Source organism: Pacificoceanicola algae (genome assembly GCF_049341065.1).
Taxonomy (GTDB): domain Bacteria; phylum Pseudomonadota; class Alphaproteobacteria; order Rhodobacterales; family Rhodobacteraceae; genus Pacificoceanicola.
The window spans coordinates 1-15,864 of sequence record NZ_JBMPIX010000024.1; the positions used below are offsets into that span (position 1 = coordinate 1).

Annotated in this window: 18 protein-coding genes and 1 pseudogene; 11 read left to right on the forward strand and 8 right to left on the reverse strand. The window is 55.2% G+C overall.

The features are described from left to right. From ACOYQJ_RS21845 to ACOYQJ_RS21855, 3 genes and pseudogenes are all read right to left on the reverse strand, one after another. Positions 1-82: pseudogene (locus ACOYQJ_RS21845) on the reverse strand (IS5/IS1182 family transposase); the annotation flags it as partial. A 580-nt stretch (positions 83-662) separates the two neighbouring features. Further along, positions 663-1,628, reverse strand: coding sequence for a tyrosine-type recombinase/integrase (locus ACOYQJ_RS21850; protein ID WP_422908087.1), 966 nt, complete (start codon positions 1,626-1,628; stop codon positions 663-665). Continuing rightward, positions 1,510-1,866: an Arm DNA-binding domain-containing protein gene (locus tag ACOYQJ_RS21855; protein WP_422908088.1), complete on the reverse strand. Its 357-nt coding sequence runs from the start codon at positions 1,864-1,866 to the stop codon at positions 1,510-1,512. Before ACOYQJ_RS21855 ends, ACOYQJ_RS21850 begins: the two co-directional genes overlap by 119 nt. A 376-nt stretch (positions 1,867-2,242) precedes the next feature. Here ACOYQJ_RS21855 and ACOYQJ_RS21860 point away from each other — a divergent pair, with 376 nt between their 5' ends. The 11 genes from ACOYQJ_RS21860 (at position 2,243) to ACOYQJ_RS21910 (ending at position 11,348) form a co-directional block, all read left to right on the forward strand. Beyond that, positions 2,243-3,403, forward strand: a complete 1,161-nt coding sequence (locus ACOYQJ_RS21860) for a tyrosine-type recombinase/integrase (protein WP_422908089.1) — start codon at positions 2,243-2,245, stop codon at positions 3,401-3,403. Positions 3,404-3,590: 187 nt separating this feature from the next. After that, positions 3,591-3,836 carry a helix-turn-helix transcriptional regulator gene (locus tag ACOYQJ_RS21865; RefSeq protein ID WP_422908090.1) on the forward strand — a complete coding sequence of 82 codons (246 nt, stop codon included), beginning with the start codon at positions 3,591-3,593 and terminating at the stop codon, positions 3,834-3,836. A gap of 119 nt (positions 3,837-3,955) precedes the next feature. After that, a complete protein-coding gene (locus ACOYQJ_RS21870; protein WP_422908091.1) occupies positions 3,956-6,334 on the forward strand; it encodes a DUF5906 domain-containing protein in 2,379 nt (792 codons plus the stop codon). A gap of 867 nt (positions 6,335-7,201) precedes the next feature. After that, entirely contained in the window at positions 7,202-7,471 is a 270-nt protein-coding gene (locus ACOYQJ_RS21875) for a hypothetical protein (protein WP_422908092.1), read from the forward strand. Next, on the forward strand, positions 7,429-7,857 hold the full coding sequence (locus ACOYQJ_RS21880; RefSeq protein WP_422908093.1) for a hypothetical protein: 429 nt from the start codon (positions 7,429-7,431) through the stop codon (positions 7,855-7,857). Before ACOYQJ_RS21875 ends, ACOYQJ_RS21880 begins: the two co-directional genes overlap by 43 nt. 183 nt (positions 7,858-8,040) lie before the next feature. Beyond that, complete coding sequence (locus ACOYQJ_RS21885) at positions 8,041-8,679, forward strand: hypothetical protein (protein WP_422908094.1); 639 nt, start codon at positions 8,041-8,043, stop codon at positions 8,677-8,679. Next, positions 8,663-9,058, forward strand: a complete 396-nt coding sequence (locus ACOYQJ_RS21890) for a hypothetical protein (RefSeq protein ID WP_422908095.1) — start codon at positions 8,663-8,665, stop codon at positions 9,056-9,058. Before ACOYQJ_RS21885 ends, ACOYQJ_RS21890 begins: the two co-directional genes overlap by 17 nt. Next, entirely contained in the window at positions 9,058-9,633 is a 576-nt protein-coding gene (locus ACOYQJ_RS21895; protein ID WP_422908096.1) for a hypothetical protein, read from the forward strand. The genes ACOYQJ_RS21890 and ACOYQJ_RS21895 overlap by 1 nt, the downstream gene beginning before the upstream one ends. Continuing rightward, a complete protein-coding gene (locus ACOYQJ_RS21900; protein WP_422908097.1) occupies positions 9,630-9,872 on the forward strand; it encodes a hypothetical protein in 243 nt (80 codons plus the stop codon). The genes ACOYQJ_RS21895 and ACOYQJ_RS21900 overlap by 4 nt, the downstream gene beginning before the upstream one ends. Further along, complete coding sequence (locus ACOYQJ_RS21905; protein ID WP_422908098.1) at positions 9,862-10,647, forward strand: terminase large subunit domain-containing protein; 786 nt, start codon at positions 9,862-9,864, stop codon at positions 10,645-10,647. Before ACOYQJ_RS21900 ends, ACOYQJ_RS21905 begins: the two co-directional genes overlap by 11 nt. Then, entirely contained in the window at positions 10,632-11,348 is a 717-nt protein-coding gene (locus ACOYQJ_RS21910) for a hypothetical protein (RefSeq protein ID WP_422908099.1), read from the forward strand. Before ACOYQJ_RS21905 ends, ACOYQJ_RS21910 begins: the two co-directional genes overlap by 16 nt. On the opposite strand, the gene ACOYQJ_RS21915 is transcribed toward ACOYQJ_RS21910, so the two are convergent. The 5 genes from ACOYQJ_RS21915 to ACOYQJ_RS21935 all read right to left on the reverse strand — a co-directional run bounded on the left by ACOYQJ_RS21915 (position 11,345) and on the right by ACOYQJ_RS21935 (position 15,624). Continuing rightward, a complete protein-coding gene (locus tag ACOYQJ_RS21915) occupies positions 11,345-11,773 on the reverse strand; it encodes a hypothetical protein (protein WP_422908100.1) in 429 nt (142 codons plus the stop codon). The genes ACOYQJ_RS21910 and ACOYQJ_RS21915 overlap by 4 nt on opposite strands. Before the next feature lie 216 nt (positions 11,774-11,989). Further along, positions 11,990-12,706, reverse strand: a complete 717-nt coding sequence (locus ACOYQJ_RS21920) for a hypothetical protein (protein WP_422908101.1) — start codon at positions 12,704-12,706, stop codon at positions 11,990-11,992. An 8-nt stretch (positions 12,707-12,714) separates the two neighbouring features. Then, positions 12,715-14,637 (reverse strand): AAA family ATPase, encoded by a 1,923-nt coding sequence (locus ACOYQJ_RS21925; RefSeq protein ID WP_422908102.1) that lies wholly within the window; start codon positions 14,635-14,637, stop codon positions 12,715-12,717. Next, positions 14,624-15,151 (reverse strand): ABC-three component system middle component 5, encoded by a 528-nt coding sequence (locus ACOYQJ_RS21930; RefSeq protein WP_422908103.1) that lies wholly within the window; start codon positions 15,149-15,151, stop codon positions 14,624-14,626. The genes ACOYQJ_RS21925 and ACOYQJ_RS21930 overlap by 14 nt, the downstream gene beginning before the upstream one ends. Next, the gene (locus ACOYQJ_RS21935) at positions 15,151-15,624 is read right to left on the reverse strand and encodes an ABC-three component system protein (protein ID WP_422908104.1); all 474 of its coding nucleotides are present in this window, start codon (positions 15,622-15,624) and stop codon (positions 15,151-15,153) included. The genes ACOYQJ_RS21930 and ACOYQJ_RS21935 overlap by 1 nt, the downstream gene beginning before the upstream one ends. Positions 15,625-15,864 lie beyond the last annotated feature (240 nt).

Genomic DNA, 15,864 nt, shown 5'->3' on the forward strand with positions numbered 1-15,864 from the left:
AAATGGCGTGCAGCTTCGTGTTCATGCCGCCCTTGGTGCGACCGATCAGGCGACCACGCCCCCCTTTTTGGCGGCCAAGCGAAATGCTTCCGTAGCCATCCCATCCAGTCGGAAAATGACCTTGAAGCATTCTGACCCGGCGACCTAAAAAGAACATCGCGTCGTTTGTTTTTGTCGGATCGCTCAACGCCGCCGCTCTGGACTGAAGCGCCTCAGGCAAATGATGTGGTTCCATTCCCAACGATATGCTTACTGCCTCTGGAAGGCTGTATTCGCTGACAGTTACCCAATAGGAGTAGTCTGCCGCGACTGAACTGCAACCAAACCCTTGCGACAGCCAGACGGGCATTCTTCGCCTCAGTTGTGCAATTTTGGCCTCGATAGTCTTGGAAACCTCGCCCAAGTTAAAGGTTCCCTCGCGATTGGCCGCTTCGAGCTGAGCAACGCTCAAGGCTTCAAGCATTTCTCGTATAGTGTTTCTGGTCGAGACCAAATGCTTCTCGAACGGCTCGAAAACTCTTGGGCTGGTGGGGCCGATTTCATGCTTCAGGTAAGGAGCTTTCCAATCGTACAAGTCGCCCAAGAAACTGACGAGCAACTTGTCGATCATGATGTTGCGGGTGTCTGCTGTGGCCAAAGGGCGGTCTCCGAAGAATCGACACTTAGCCTGCCTTGAGTTCTTCCAGATATCCAGCCCACCAATCGGCCATCCTCACACGTTCATCCCAATGAAGGCCTCGCGCATAGGCTCGCCGCACCGCGTTGCCCTCAACATGCGCCAACTGCCGTTCAATCGCGTCCGGGTGCCAAAGGCCGCTCTCATTGGCCAGCGTCGAGAACGTTGCACGGAAACCGTGGGCGGTCATTTCCTCACCGGTGTAACCGATCCGGCGTAGCGCCGCGTTCAGGGTGTTTTCGCTCATTGGGCGTTGATACGAGCGCAGGCTTGGGAATAGAAACTCACCTGCGCCGGTGATGTCCCGTAATTCCGCAATTAGTGCCAAAGCCTGTGCGGCTAGGGGCACGTCGTGCGCACGTCGCATTTTCATCTGTTCCGCTGGTATTGACCAGATTGCCTTCAAGGTGTCGATGTCGGTCCATTTTGCGTGGCGCGACTCTCCGGGGCGCTGGGCCAACAGCGCCAAGAGTTGAAGGCCGATCCTCGTTGTTCGTTGACCGCGAAAACCGTCGATGGCGCGCAATAAGGCTCCGAAACCCTTTGGGTCGGTAATCGCCGCGCGCGCCTTCACCTTGGGTCGGATCAGCGCATCTTGCAGAGCGTATGTTGGATCACTCTCCGCCGCGCCGTTCGCGCCTGCATACCGAAAGACACCGCCGATCTTGGACCGCAAGCGTTTTGCGGTTTCATAGTTTCCCTTCGCCTCGACCTTTCGCAGCGCGACGAGGATATCGGGGGCGGTGATTTCCGCAATCGAGCGAGACCCAAACTCCGCCTTCGCCTTGTCCAAAAGCCATTCCGTCTTTGCCATAGTAGCCGGTGCGCGCCCCTCACGCCTTGCCTTGTCGATGAACCGATCTGCAAAATTGGCAAAGGTCTGCTCGGTCGTTTTCAGCGTCTCGCGTTTCTCTTCCTGTTTCGCTGCGCTTGGGTCGCGTCCCGAAGCCAAAATGGTGCGAGCGGCGTCCTTGGCCTTCCGCGCGTCCGCGCGTCCGCGCGTCCGCGAGGCCTACAGCCGGATAAGCGCCCAGCGCCAGCAATTTCTCCTTCCCGCCGAAGCGATACTTCAACCTCCAGAGCTTCGAGCCGCTTGGCCGGATGTCGAGATAAAGGCCTTCGAAGTCGGAAACCTTGTAGGGCTTCTCCTTTGACTTCAGGCCGCGAATCTGCGCGTCGCTCAGGGGCATTGTGGGGGTATCCTATCCAGCGCTTCTCACGCGATACCCCCGGAACTACCCCCAATGGGGGTAGATGATACCGGACCAAGCCGCACGGCTTTGGACCAACGGGTACCGCAATCCCCTTATAAAACTGGAAATTCAGGATGTCTTGGGATGTCTTCGGATTGAAGAGTGGTGCCCCCACACGGACTCGAACCGCGGACCTACTGATTACAAATCACAAACTGATATTTATACAGTTGGCGCACGTTGGTGCGCTTAATCAGTAAAAACATGTAGTTATCTATTTTTGCAACGATAATCAGTCGGTTGACACTGCGCCAGAATGCGTCTTAGTGAACTCGTCTGTTGCAAAAAACGTTGCAAAAACGGAGATGGATAGATGACTGCTGCAATCGACTTCACGAAGAACGCGAAATTACTGAAAGCGCCACCGGGCATGTATCGTCATGATGGCGACCGCTTTCCGGGCCTATATCTGAACGTCGGCAAACGGCGTTCGACTTGGTATCTGAAAAAGCGGGTCGGTGGCAAAGTGAAGTCGATTAAGGTCGGCGCGTTCCCCGATATGGATGCCACGCAGGCGAGCAAGCAAGGCGACACCAAGACTAAGCAGGTGCGCACCAGCCCGGACATCACAACGGTGCGTGACGGCTGGGAGAAGCACTGTGACACGTCACAGGCAATGGGGTCGATGTCCGACAAGCACCGCGCCGACATGACGGCCAAGCTGGAACGACATGCCCCCGACATTCTGAAACTGCACGTTGCCGATGTGACCTCCGCACGCGTGCAAGATGTGGTGAACGGCCTTGCGAAGGACGGCATGAAGGCAACGGCCCGACATGTGCGCACGGCGCTCGGCTCTGCCTTTAACTACGCCAACGTCCCGAACCCTGTTTCTGGCAAGAAAGTGCGTGCGCCGAGTTCCGGCGAAACAGAAACGAAGTGGACGGTCGCGTGCGCGGCACACGGTCTCGACGAGGACGACTGGTCGCCCATGTGGGATGCGATCATGAAGGTCGACAACGCGCTGCGCCGCACAGCTTGGATCGTGATGCTGTTCACGGGCATCCGTGCGGGCAACGTCCGCTCGCTTCGCTGGGATCAGGTCGACCTACAGATGCGGACGATCCACCTCCCGAAGATGAAGAACAAGCTCGCCCGCACGCTTCCCATCTGCGACACCGTTGCCCGCGCGTTGACTGCAATCCGTGGCGGTGGTTCCGACTTCGTATTCCCCGCACATTCGAAGACGGGGCATATCGACCAGCTTGACGTGCTGTCCGCGACCATCGACGATACGCGCGTTCTGATCCTAAGCCAGCACGACACCCGGCGACATTTCATGCAGGCAGGCGCTGAGGCGTTCCTGCCCGACTATGTGATCCACTACCTGCGCGGCGACGTGTCGGGCGGCAAGGGCAACGACATGCTGATGAAATACATGAAGCGCATGGGCAATCACCGCGCGCCCGAAGACATCGAAAAGATCATCTTGCAGCGAATTAAGGTAGAACCTGCTTTCGACATTGTTTCTTAACTATTCCGACACTATGTTTCGGATGCGCCAATGCAACGTCGTGAGACGTCGCGCACCATAGTGGTGGGCCGCAGCATATCGTTCAGGGGATCGGCGCCTGAATGTGAGGGTTAAGCCGAAATATCAACGGGCGCGAAGAGCGCAACATGGCCCGCCTGTTCACGTTTGGACAGAAAGAACCGTTGATATGTCTAAGGACCAAATCTGCGCGCTCGAGTCGCGCATTGAAGAACTCGAAACCCGCTTGAACCATCCCCGCGTTATGACGCCGCTGCAAGTTTGCGACTTCCTGCAAATTTGCGAGCGGTCGTTCTATGAAATGAAGAAGCGCGGCGACTCTCCGCCTGCGATGTATTTCAGCCAGCGGACTGTGCGCTATGACCTGTTGCAGGTCATGGAATGGGCGAAGCAAAAAGAAGTGGGGCAGGTTTAAGGCCCGCCCCACTGGTTCACGTTTGGACAACACTGACAAAAGCGACTTGCGCTATAACTCGTTTATGGACGGACGCCGTTCGACGATGAACCATTGATGCGGGTCCAACCTGAATTGGTATGGACAAGATTGAGAAAGAAAACGCCGAACTGTTTCTGCGCCTTTGGGACGGAAATGCGGAACGGCATATTATCACAGACGCCCGTGGTGCGAAAAAGAACGACTCGGGCAAAATTGGCGCGGCGACCCAGAAACGCGATGGGCCTCTAACGCCAGAACTTGCGCAAGCGCACCTTTCCGGCGGTGGCGTTTCCATCGGCGTTTCGCCCGTGCGCGACGATAGCACCTGCACGTTCGGCGTGCTGGACATCGACTGGTATGACATGCCGGAAGTCGAGGTTCAGAAACTGCCCGCACAGTTGCGCGCAATCTGTGCATGTTTCAGAACCAAGTCGATGGGCATCCATGTCTATGTGTTCACGACGGAGCCTGTTCGGGCGCGCGTCATGCACGACTATCTGGTATCGCTGCGCAAGCGGCTTCCCAAGAAGGTGCGCGACAAGACAGAGGTGTTCCCGAAGGAGTCGCAGACGGTCGTAAATCCGGGCGATGATCCGACTAGCGTCAATCTGCCTTTGCACGGCACGCAGCGGCACTGCGTGTTCCAGTTGGGCACTGACGGGCGGCTCGTCACTTATACCGACGACACGGTCCACAGCGAGGCGCTCACGCACATAGACGCCCATTGCCGTATCGACGCCGATACGATGGCGCAGATGTCCACGGAGACGCCCACGCTCGATCCGTCAGACATCGGCTATAAGGTGCCTGACAATCCTGCGGGACGGAATGATCTGCTGATGCGCCTCGCGGCATCCATGCAGACGCGAGGCTGGCCCGATAGCGAGTTAGAGGCTGAACTTCGACGGCTGAACGGCGATGCGAATTTTCATCACCTGTTTGCCGATGGACCGTCACCAGAATCCGAGATCAAGAACATCTTGAAACGGACGAAGAAGCTGGAAAAAGGCACGCCGACGCCGCTGCACTATCGGCGGGTCGAAAAGTTCAATCGTCGATGGTCGAAAATCACGATCAACGGCACCGTGGAGTATATCGACAAGGAAGCAGCTGAGTTCACCACGTTCGTAAAGCAGATGCTGTTCGACGAAACGTCTGACCAAGTGGTGCGGCTCGGCAAGGCTTCGTTTCCTTTGGCGCAACTATGGCTGCGCGATCCCGATCATGCGCGGTTCAAAGGGGTGGTGTGCGAGCCTGTCGACTATGACGGGCCTGCATACAACGTCTGGCGCGGCTTCGCCGTCGCACCGAAGGATGGCGACGTGTCAGTGTTCGAGTCATATGTGCGGGACGTGCTTTGCTCGGGCGACGAAGGCCTCACTCACTGGGTGACAATGTGGCTTGCGGATGCCGTGCAGAATCCAACAGACCCGTCGCCACCAACGGCACTCGCGTTGCGCGGGCGGCAGGGCGGCGGCAAGTCGTTCCTGCAAGAACGTATCCTGACGCCGATCTTTGGCGAGCGATATGTCCAGAAGGTGCAAGAGTCGGAGCGGCTGTTCTCGCGCTTTAACCGTTCAATCTTCGGCGCGACGTTCATCGCAGCCGAGGAGTCGATCTTCCACGGTTCACAGGCGACGGCGGCGAAACTCAAGTCGTTCATCTCGTCGCCATCATGGACCTATGAGGAGAAGTTCAAAGCTACCGTGCAGGCCAAGAATGTTCACCGTCTAATCGCCAGCACGAACGAGTCCCAAGCCGTGCATATCGACTTCGACGATAGGCGGTGGACAGTGGTCGAAGTCGCGCAACCCTTCGACATGACGACCCGCGACGGACAGCAGGCCGCATATGCCTTCTGGGAGCCTTATCATGCCTTCATGCGGTCAGACGACGGCCCAGGTATCGTGCTGCGCTACTTGCTCGACTACGCAGTGGACAGGCAGGCTCTGACGTTCGGTTATGGCACGGAGGCAAAGGCGCGCGATAAGGTGGCGTCGGATCCTGTCGTCGCTGTGCTGCATGAGATCGCAGAACGCGGTGTAATTCCCCATGACCGGAAAGCAGCGGGCGTAATATCGAACAAGACCTTGGCTCAACAGGTGCATCAGGTGGGTGGTCGCAACATGTCGCCAGAGGAGATCGCCAACAAACTGCTCGACTTGATCCCGCAAGCAAAGAAGTCTCGCAAGGCTATGTTCTGCGAAAGGACTCATACCTACACGGATATGAATGGCGACGCGTCGGCGACACCTATGATGGAAAAGCAGCAGCGCGGCTATGAACTTGGCGCACTCGTCGAGTTTCGGGCTGCGGTGTCGCGGATCACGATGCGCACTTACGGCGAGGACGACGAGCCAATCGACTTTGGCGACGTGGACCCTGCGGAGTTTGGTGTTGATGTTGATAGCCGGAATGGATGGCGTGTTTGGGAGCCAGCACAGACCGAGAAGTTCAACGGCGATCCGTCGTTCTGATCAAAGACGTGCTGAATAAGGATCGAGATAGGCGGCACTTCGGTGTCGCCTTTTTCGTTTTATGTCACGGGGGTCGAAAGTTATGTCGGGGGGTGACATGGTTTTTTTGTAATTATGCTAATCGGTTACGCGGTTTATGTCACCTATGTCACGGATGACGGGGGTAAATCGTTGATCTGTGACGCGTGCTTATTTGCCAACGGCTGCGCGTCAAACAGGGCGTTTTGCTGCTACTATTATTATACTGACATAACTGACATACTGACAGACGACGTTGAAAACTAAGCGTTTTCCGTATGTCACCGTCGATCTTGGGTGACATGGGGTGACATGCCTCGGGCGTCGCGTCGATCATGGGCCTGCCGATCTCCCCTCGAAATCTCCACCTTCTTGTTGCGACTGGCTCGCAGCTAACGCGGTCAATCCAGCCCTACTGATAAGTAATCAGTAGTTCTGCACTTATTCCTCAAGCGGTTAGCCAGTTTTTGCAACGCGCTTTGCAACATAGGCAAATAACCCACCGAAAAGGTCACTAGAATATCGGCACAATGACCATGCCGTCGCACATGCAATCGACGCCTTCACCCGCTGGTGTATCAGCGACGCGATCTGCTGGGGCGCACGCGGGCGTCTTGGTCGAAACCGACCATTATGCCTGCCACGCGCAACTGCCCGTCTGTGACGCGCTTAGACGCACTAACCCGCACAGCACCTCATTCTTCCGAGGCTCCACCTCGTTCTGTCCACATCCGCCCCAAAGCAAGGCGATACACATCAACTGTCGGACCCTGTGATGAAACCGCGCGCCCAAGGGAGGTTCGACATTCCTGCTCCCCTTGGGTGCGCACATCGCAGAAGGATCACACATTGACCTACCAAGCAGCCACCAGCGGCTCGACCGCGACCATCACCGTCACCACAACGGCCAACTCGACGACCCTGAAAGTCGTAAACGCAGCCTCCTTGGGTGACCAGCTCACAACCCTCGTCACTAACCCGAGCGCCGCCCCGGTCGATCAGTCGCCCGACTACATGGTCTATCCGACAGACAACGGCGTGCGCGTCACGTCTGGGCCGGGGCAGGTCGATATTCCGTGGCGCTGGATCATGCCCATCGCGAGCCAGTTGAACGCCTGACGCTGATGCTGCCCGACCAGTCACAACCGCCGGAAGCAGCCTTGGTGACGACGATCTTGATGCAGGCCTACCGAGACCTGTTCGTCACCGTCCGAAATGAAAGCAACGCGTCCTTCACGACGCAATCGGATCAGGATCGGGCAATCGAGTTTCTGACCGACCTGTCCGGCGGCAATGCACGACACCGGAACGCCCTCTGCGCCCTGATCGGTTGGGATGGCGATGTGCTGGCCGCGCGCGTGCGGGCGATGATGGAGGGCGACGACTTTGCCCCACCCACGCCCGACGCGACCCCTGCGACCCTCGAACGGAACGCGGCAGCCGTTGTGCGTTTGCGGGAACGTTGGCGGCACCTGCAAACGCCCCGGCAGCAGCGCGCCGCCTAACGGCCCAGCGAGACCTTAAATACAGCGTCAGCACCTTGTTCTGGCGGTCTACAACGCGGGCAAGCACCCATAAATTCATCTCATGAGAGCAGCGTTGCGTCGCTCCTAATCTGTCCAAACCAGATTGAGCGCGGCGTCCCGATCACGTCGCGCTCATTTTGGATAGACATATAGGAGCATCACATGCCCGACGACCAGACAGCCGCCCTGCAAGCCCTCTTGCAGCAGGTCACGAAACTCACCGAAACCGTCACCGATCAGCAGAAACGCATGGATGACCTCCATAAGCACAACAGCAGGTTGCTCGACAAGGTGATGGACACAAAGCGCGAGAATACCGCGCAAACCCCGGCCAAGAAAACCATCGTGGACATTGCGAACGAAGAAATCCACGAACGGAAGATGCGCGCGGCGAACCTCGAAAAAGGCCCGGACGGGAACTGGTATCCCCAAGGCGTGCGTCCTGCCCACAGTCTGAACCGCGAGGACGCCCGCAACCCGGCCAAGTATCGCGCGGCGAAGGAAGCAGCGCAGAAGGCAGGTGTGACACTGACCGTGATCGACGAAGGCAATGGTGATCCGACGCGTCAGCCCCGTGCGCAGGTCGCAAACACCCGCACGACGGTCATCAAGGACGACGACACGAAGCGCGCCTATATCCGAAAGGACATTTTCGGGACGCCTGAGTTCCAAGAGCAATACAAGCAACTGCGCGCAAACGGCTACACGCCCGTTTCATGGGCGCAGACCGACGACCTGCCCCCGCACATGCAGACCAAGCACCGGATGATGGAGAACGCAGCCAATGCAAGCGACTCCTGAGGACCGTGCCTGCCTCGAATGGGCGTGCCGTGTCGTCTACGGCATCGACCCCGAGACGGAGATTTACGCCCGACGTGACCTGTCGCTGGTCTGGGACGACCTGTTCAAGATAGACCCAGCCGACAATGGCAGCGATGCCTCAATCGCCGCGCTTGCGCAGATGATGAAACTCCACCTTGGAGGTGCCAGCTTTGGTGAGTTGAGCCGCGACCTGATCGGGTCGGGCGTCGGGGAACAGTTCGCAAATCGCGTTCATGATCATCTGGTGGATGTCCTTGTTTCTGAATGGGCGGCACTGCGTGGCCGCATCCGTTGGTATCGCGACGATATTGCCTGCACCGCCGCAGCCTCAACCGATGTTCAAGGAGAAACCCGATAATGGCACAGGGCGGGAACAAGCACTCCGGGCGCAAAGCCATCATCGACATGCGTGCGGACAAGAACGAGATCATCAAAGACATCGTTCTCGAACGCCGTTCAATGGCCGAGATCGCCCGCCGCCTTGGCGTCGATTACACGACGGTGCAGCGTTATCGGGACGAGAAAATCACCGAAGAAATGCGCCGTTCGATCCTCGCGGAAACGCGCGTCGCATCCATCGAAGCGGACACCGAAGTGATCAATCAGGACCGCATGGACGTTGCCATGACCTACGAGTCCTTGGCGAAGCGGGTCGCACGCCTGATCACCAAGGCAGAGCAGAGCGAGGACGATCACTTTGCATTGGCAGCGATGGAAGGACTTCGCCGCACCTTGAGGGACATTGCACAGCTTCAAGGCAAGCTGGCGACCAATCTGACGGTCAACGTGTCCCTCGCGGAATCGAAAGAGTGGGTCACGCTCCGGCGCATCCTGAATGAGGTCTGCGACGAGGTGCCGGAAGCACGCGAACCGCTGTTGCGCCGGATGCGCCACCATGTGTTGTCGGTCACGAAGGAGGACTCGGTCCTATGACCCATCGTGTTTTCGAGGGGTGGCACTCATATGGTCGCCGGGTCGCCGTCGCGACGAAAGTGGGCAATGCCGATTGGGCGCGTCTGCCGCATTGTCGGAGCGTGATGCTGGCCGAAGGTGGCAAGCTGTTTTTCACGGGCAAGGCGTGTAAACGCGGACACGTCTCGCCGCGCAATGAGCATGGCGATTGCACGCAGTGCCACCTGATGCGCCTCGCGGAGCGTCGCGATGCCTTTTGATGGTCTCCACGACTTTTGCAGCCTGATCGAACGCGACCTCGATCCCGGCGCAGAAATGTTGCACTTCCTGCGTCAGGAGGTGCCGTCCGCCACCCATGTCGATCCTTGGCAGGTTGAGGCGATCACGTCGAACGCGCAGACCGTGGCGCTGCTCGTGTGCCGTCAGGCTGGAAAGTCCTGCGTCCTCGCGACACGCGGCGTCCGCGAATTGAAGCGCGGCGGCACGATCATCTGCGTTGCTCCTGCGGAACGCCAAACGCGCGAGATCACCCGCAAGGTTCAGGCATATCTGCGCGCGACGGACCTCGTGGTCGAACGCGCGACGCAGACGGAAATTGAATGTAGCAACGGCGGGCGGTTCATTGCTGTGCCTGCCTCCGGGGCAACGATCCGGGGTTACACGGCTGACCTGCTGCTGGTGGACGAGATGGCCTATCTGCCGGGAGCAAACGGCGGCGAGGATGTCGTCGTGTCAATCCTGCCAATGCTGCGCGACAACGGCCAAACTTTCTATGCCAGCACGCCCGCTGGAAAGAACAACCTATTCGCATCGCTGTTCCTTGAACCGAAGGACAACGTTCGCAGGATCAAGGTTCCCGGCACTTCAATCCCGCGCCTTGCATCCCGCGTCGAACGCTTGCGGTCGCAACTTTCGGCAACCCGCTTTCGACAAGAGGTCACCTGCGAGTTTCTGTCGGACGGGCTGTCTTACTTCGACCTTTCCACCATTGAGAACGCCACATCACAGGAGGCCGCGATATGCCCGAGATTCTGAACCTAGTCCACATGCCCGATGGGCGCGTGATCAACGAAACCAACATGGACCCTGCTATCGAGAGAGTGACAGGATTTGTCAGATACTTCGTCGGCGCGGACCTTGGGCAAGCCAACGACTTCTCGTCTGCCGTGGTCGTCAAGGATCAGCAGTTGCCGATTGCCGATGGGAGCCGGGTCAAACTCGGCCCGCGCGAGCGCACAGTCGTCTTCGCGGACAAATTTCGCGGGGTGTCCTATGTCGATGTGGTTGACTACCTGATCCGCTTGCGGAACGCGCCGCCGTTCGGGGGTAAATCGGAACTAGTGATCGACGGCACTAGCATCGGGCGCGTCGTGTCGGACATGCTGCACGAACAGTCAGTCGATCATACGGCGATCACCATGACGGGCGGTCAGGAGTGGCGACGTGCGGGTCGGTACTGCAATGTGTCGAAAACCCTTATGATTGAGAACCTTGCCGTGCTGTTCGCATCGGGCGACCTAAAATTCGCCCACGACCTAGCGATGCGAAAGGAGATCGAAGAAGACCTGGCCTCGTTTACGACGCAGACGACGGCAGCCGGAAATCAGATCATAACGCAGTCGCGGAACGTCTCAGGTCACGGCGACACGGGCATTGCCTTGATCGTCGCGGCCTTCGCGTCGCAATACCTGACACCGCAGAACATTCGGGTAAGCAAGCTGGTCGGAATGTATTAGAAGGGAATATCCTCGTCAGGCACTATGAGGGGTTCAGCGGTATAAAGATTGTCGCTGCGTTTTCTGTTGTGCCGTGCCAAAATAATGCGCAGGTTTTTTGGAATATGGAGGCCGCAGATGTAGTGAATGTCGGCACCTCTAATGTTGTCGGTGTGGCGTCCATGGATCGGGACTATGTGATCGACCTGAAATTTTTCGCCTCGTATTTCGCCTAGCTTTTGGGCGGCGAAATACATCAAAAGCATTTCTTTCTTTTGGGCGACGGACAACCATTTAGGCATCGCGGGACCAGCGCGCTTGCAGGCCATGCGCATGGCATCGCGCGCGCGTTTGAGGTGAGCAGCGTTTGTCTTCGCAATCTGCTGATCTTCTAAGTCCACCTCGCGCAGTTCGTCCGGGTCTAAATTCTTCCGCCAATCATCCATGACAGACAGTTATGCAGACAATTACTTAAAAAGGAAGAACAGCCGCGCGTCCCGTCGATCCGATCGACAGCGAGCGTGCCATCGCCCGACGACTTCAACGAGACGCGGGCAAACACCCCCGAAAAATCGCGCGCTGATGGGCGTCTGTGCCCTTTGCTGGGCTACGTAACCACGCAACAGACGCGTTGCCTCTACAGACAAATCTTGCAGCGTGTTCTACTCTGGAAGCGACCCAAGGATGCCTACATCGTGTCCAATGGTGCAAAGAATGCGAAGCGAAAACGCGACTCCAGGAATTGAAAGCAATCCAAAGCCAACAAAGAATAGGAAGGCTACCGAGCCCACCGCCCAGCGAGCTGAATGACGATCTAGAGCGTTATAGTAGCTCCTAAGAACGTCTATCTTGATGTGATTACTTTCATCCTGCTTCAAGGCGTCGGAAGCCGTCTTCAAGCTCTTGTCCCGTGACAACCACGGGGCGCGACCAAGAAGCCCATCTACCGCTTCAGGCCTGCGTGATTTAATGGTCACAAACATTGATCGGAGATTACGTGCAGTCACGATATCGACATTCTGAACAACGTAGTCAGAGCCCGTTCGCGCACTTTTGACCTCCTCTGGGGCAAATATCCTGTAAACAATGGTCCCTATCCCCAAGATGAAAATCCCGCAGTAGAGGAGATTAAGTCTCATCGAAAACGAAATCATTTGCTGACAAGTTTGCGGCGAACCTTTCTCGTCGAGAAAACCCCCAAGCCCACCAAGCCAGTTTCCAATTTCCACGTGATACAAGATGGCGTAACCAATGAATGGCGCTGACATAGAAAGTGTCGCTGGAGCGCTCTGCCCAAAGCCGCGAACAAGACGCCAGTTAAATGTCTTCTGCAACCAACTTTCGGGCAACCACTTTCTCTCTTTTCCAGCTGAAGCCATTTCGTCTGTTACCGAGTATTCAGTTTCAATGTTCGATTTGTATGCGTGTAGTATTCCCCAACTGTAATCTCGGGAACGTCAAGTTCACTTGCTATCATCGAAGTCGCAATGATGACTTGCATTTCAGAAGCGGCGCTCAAGCATTTGCTATGCAGTTGCTTCTGAAAGTTTTGGCTTCGCTTAGGCTCCAGACCCTTATCCTCAACAGTATCCATCAAAAGAAATCTTGGGTGAAAGAAGGACTTGTCATTGGCAGCTGCAAGAGCAAAACTTGCTAGAAAACTGTTTCTTAAATAGACCATCGAACTTGCAGAGAAATAGGACTCATCATTCACACTGATGCGATCTCCACCAAATTCGAAATTCACTCGATCCGCGTTCAGAAACGTTGATTGTCGTTCAAGATCTTCATGGAGAAAATCTAGACATTCGCTTTCTACTCTTTGCCTGGCCCGTGAAACTTGCTCCCTGCTCTTGCGCTCCGAGACATCAATGAGAGTTTTGAGTTCTCCAATCTCTGAGTTCAATGCGTCTCTTAGACGCCGTGCTTCTTGGAGTTCGGAAATAATCGCCTTTTTTGAAGCTAACTCTTCTATTTCTCGCTGCAAATAGCCTGCATCTCGGTTTAACTTTCTAAGCTTAGACCTGAGTTCTGTTGTCGGACTACGTAGAGAAACGCTGTAGTGCCGACCAGCATGTTCCCAAAGCTCGTTGGTTTTGACAATTTCAGCGTTTAAACGGGTTAAGTCAGCTCTTCTAGTATCTTGAAGGTCAATTGAATTTTGCTTTTGACGGGCATACTCATTGATTAGGCGAAGTGCCCTCTCCTTAGTACGTTCGTGATCAGACGCTTGCTTGCAAAGAGAGCAGGCCCCCTCGACCTCGATCTCCGCAATGGGGGCAAAGCACGATGGGCAAAAATCAAAGGCCAAAGCATTTAGTTCATCGACTACAGCCTTTGACTGCTGTAACGCATCAAGTTTCCGCTCAATAGAAACGATAAAAGCAGCCGAGTCAGCTATTTGCAACTCCAACTGATCCCGTGCTTCGGTTAGCGCTCCTAATTTCTCCTGTAGTTCCGTAACGCGGGCATAGGTCTCGTTTTGATCATTCAGAGTTAGCCGGTCTTCGAACTGTGTGTTAAAGATACTCTCTTCAAGTCTCAATATCTCTTCGTTAATCGCCTCTAATTTGGCCACCAGATTTTTCTCTTCTTGGGCAAGCCAGTCATCGGTGAGCGGATGCCCATCACGGGCATGGGTGCGGGTGAGAAAAGTAATACGGGAGTTCACCTCCTTGATTTCCACATCTGCCGCTCGAAGTCGCAACCGAGCCTCATAGTACTTGTCGTCAAAGGCACCTAACAATAAATTGCCGACGGTTTCCCTCGTGATCGCATCGTCAAAGGGTTGCTGCCGCATTATTTTTTCAACTGAGCTTAGTTGGTCAGAATAGAGAAGTCGGAGGACTTGGTTAATAGTGATCTTCGCATTAGCTTCACCGTATTGAACTTCGGGTAGACCTAAAAGCCTGAACATAACTTGAGAAAAACTATCTGCTTTTCCTCGTCTAAAAGAATAGCTTTCCCACCCGTCCTCTGACTTCTCCAAAGCCTCTTCAATAGGGCCAAAGTAAATCTGCATCGGTCGCGAACCTTTCGGTTCAATGCTGCGGCGGAGCGTAATATCCGATCCGTTCAACTTCACGCCAGCAACGACGGTATCGCAGAGTAATGCAGTCTCACGCCACTGGTGTTCCAGCAGATCACCACCCAATGCATAAAATAGAAAATCCATGATGGTGGATTTACCTGAGCTGTTTTCACCTCGGATAATGTTAAGCCCAGAATGGAACTGTTCATCAAATACCCTTGCCCCTCGGGCGAAAACGGTGAGCTGGTCGATCTGGATATTTGGGTTAAACAACGTCATACTTATACTCCCCGAGGCCAGACCGCGAAAAAATCCCATCATCACCGAAAACACTTATTTGGGTTAGGTTTCCTGTCAGAAATCTGAGCAATTCACCATGTTCTGAAAGGAAGTCATCGGCAGCCTTCGTCATCCCTTCACTGATACGGTCCTCTTGAAGGCAGGTGTTTTCGGCTCCACCCTCGTCTCTAGTGATCAGTCTCGCGCCCAGCATTGCGCTCACTGCTGTGATTTGCATCGGCTCCATTCTCTCAAAGACGACCCTCGGGTCAGGAAGAGAATCGTATGCTGACGGTTGATACTTTTTCAAAAGAGCATTTCGGTTCTTCGCGAAGCCGATGATACTTCTCGGTGCACGAAGCTCTTTGATTACCCACGGGAAACAGACAAAGAAGTCAGCTACACGGAGTGTGCGCGCTGCCATGCATCTATCATTAGCCGCCTTCAAAATGGCAATATGACGGAATACAGCGTGATATGGATCGTATGCAGGCGTGTAGGTAAGCGAATACATCAATGCCACCTTACAAAGCAACGATCAGCTAACCAGTAGATCATACCCCGAATATGTGCATGAGTTAGCGTGAAATGCTCGAATCCGTTGCCCATATCAGCAATGGTAGGCAACACTATTTTTTCTTCAATGATCTTATCCACTTGCTGTCGATCAAGCTGATGCGCGTAAGGACAGATATGGTTCTCAAATACATCGTTAATTCTAGCCAAAAAATATGCGAACAGTTTTTGAGCAGACGGGTAGTGCTGAAGCCGAGTGAGCATTTTTTGAAATAACTCCCATTTTGCTTTAGCGTCTTGAATTTGGTCTTCTCTTTCAGCTTTTTTGAGCTTCTCTTCTAAGCCCACCACCTCTTCGTCAGTGCGGCGATCATGAAACATTTGAAGGTCATCTATGAAGCCCTCCATCGCATGATTTCCGTTCGAAATCTCTGCGCCCAAACTCTCTAACAATCCTGAAATTTGGGACATGCGTTATCATCAATCTCCATGTAACCGTTGTAATGGCTTCTTGATCTGCCACTAAATATAGTTATTTGTTCCAGTTTTCGCGTTCAGACACAAGACCAAACGCAACTACAAAGTGCGCCCGTTATAGCGCCTCGAGCGTAGAACGGGGGCAAAACCGATTTGGAGCATAGGATGGAAACGGAGCCTGACTTAGATCAGGTTGCAAAAGATGTTGCCGTTCACGCCCATGTTGCAAAAATG

Bases quoted from the DNA above. Each gene is read 5' to 3' on its own strand.
- ACOYQJ_RS21870 (WP_422908091.1), top strand. From the start codon at position 3,956: ATGGACAAGATTGAGAAAGAAAACGCCGAACTGTTTCTGCGCCTTTGG.
- ACOYQJ_RS21900 (WP_422908097.1), top strand. From the start codon at position 9,630: ATGACCCATCGTGTTTTCGAGGGGTGGCACTCATATGGTCGCCGGGTC.
- ACOYQJ_RS21920 (WP_422908101.1), bottom strand. From the start codon at position 12,706: ATGGCTTCAGCTGGAAAAGAGAGAAAGTGGTTGCCCGAAAGTTGGTTG.
- ACOYQJ_RS21855 (WP_422908088.1), bottom strand. From the start codon at position 1,866: ATGCCCCTGAGCGACGCGCAGATTCGCGGCCTGAAGTCAAAGGAGAAG.
- ACOYQJ_RS21935 (WP_422908104.1), bottom strand. From the start codon at position 15,624: ATGTCCCAAATTTCAGGATTGTTAGAGAGTTTGGGCGCAGAGATTTCG.
- ACOYQJ_RS21915 (WP_422908100.1), bottom strand. From the start codon at position 11,773: ATGGATGATTGGCGGAAGAATTTAGACCCGGACGAACTGCGCGAGGTG.
- ACOYQJ_RS21860 (WP_422908089.1), top strand. From the start codon at position 2,243: ATGACTGCTGCAATCGACTTCACGAAGAACGCGAAATTACTGAAAGCG.
- ACOYQJ_RS21905 (WP_422908098.1), top strand. From the start codon at position 9,862: ATGCCTTTTGATGGTCTCCACGACTTTTGCAGCCTGATCGAACGCGAC.
- ACOYQJ_RS21895 (WP_422908096.1), top strand. From the start codon at position 9,058: ATGGCACAGGGCGGGAACAAGCACTCCGGGCGCAAAGCCATCATCGAC.
- ACOYQJ_RS21890 (WP_422908095.1), top strand. From the start codon at position 8,663: ATGCAAGCGACTCCTGAGGACCGTGCCTGCCTCGAATGGGCGTGCCGT.
- ACOYQJ_RS21885 (WP_422908094.1), top strand. From the start codon at position 8,041: ATGCCCGACGACCAGACAGCCGCCCTGCAAGCCCTCTTGCAGCAGGTC.
- ACOYQJ_RS21910 (WP_422908099.1), top strand. From the start codon at position 10,632: ATGCCCGAGATTCTGAACCTAGTCCACATGCCCGATGGGCGCGTGATC.
- ACOYQJ_RS21930 (WP_422908103.1), bottom strand. From the start codon at position 15,151: ATGTATTCGCTTACCTACACGCCTGCATACGATCCATATCACGCTGTA.
- ACOYQJ_RS21865 (WP_422908090.1), top strand. From the start codon at position 3,591: ATGTCTAAGGACCAAATCTGCGCGCTCGAGTCGCGCATTGAAGAACTC.
- ACOYQJ_RS21925 (WP_422908102.1), bottom strand. From the start codon at position 14,637: ATGACGTTGTTTAACCCAAATATCCAGATCGACCAGCTCACCGTTTTC.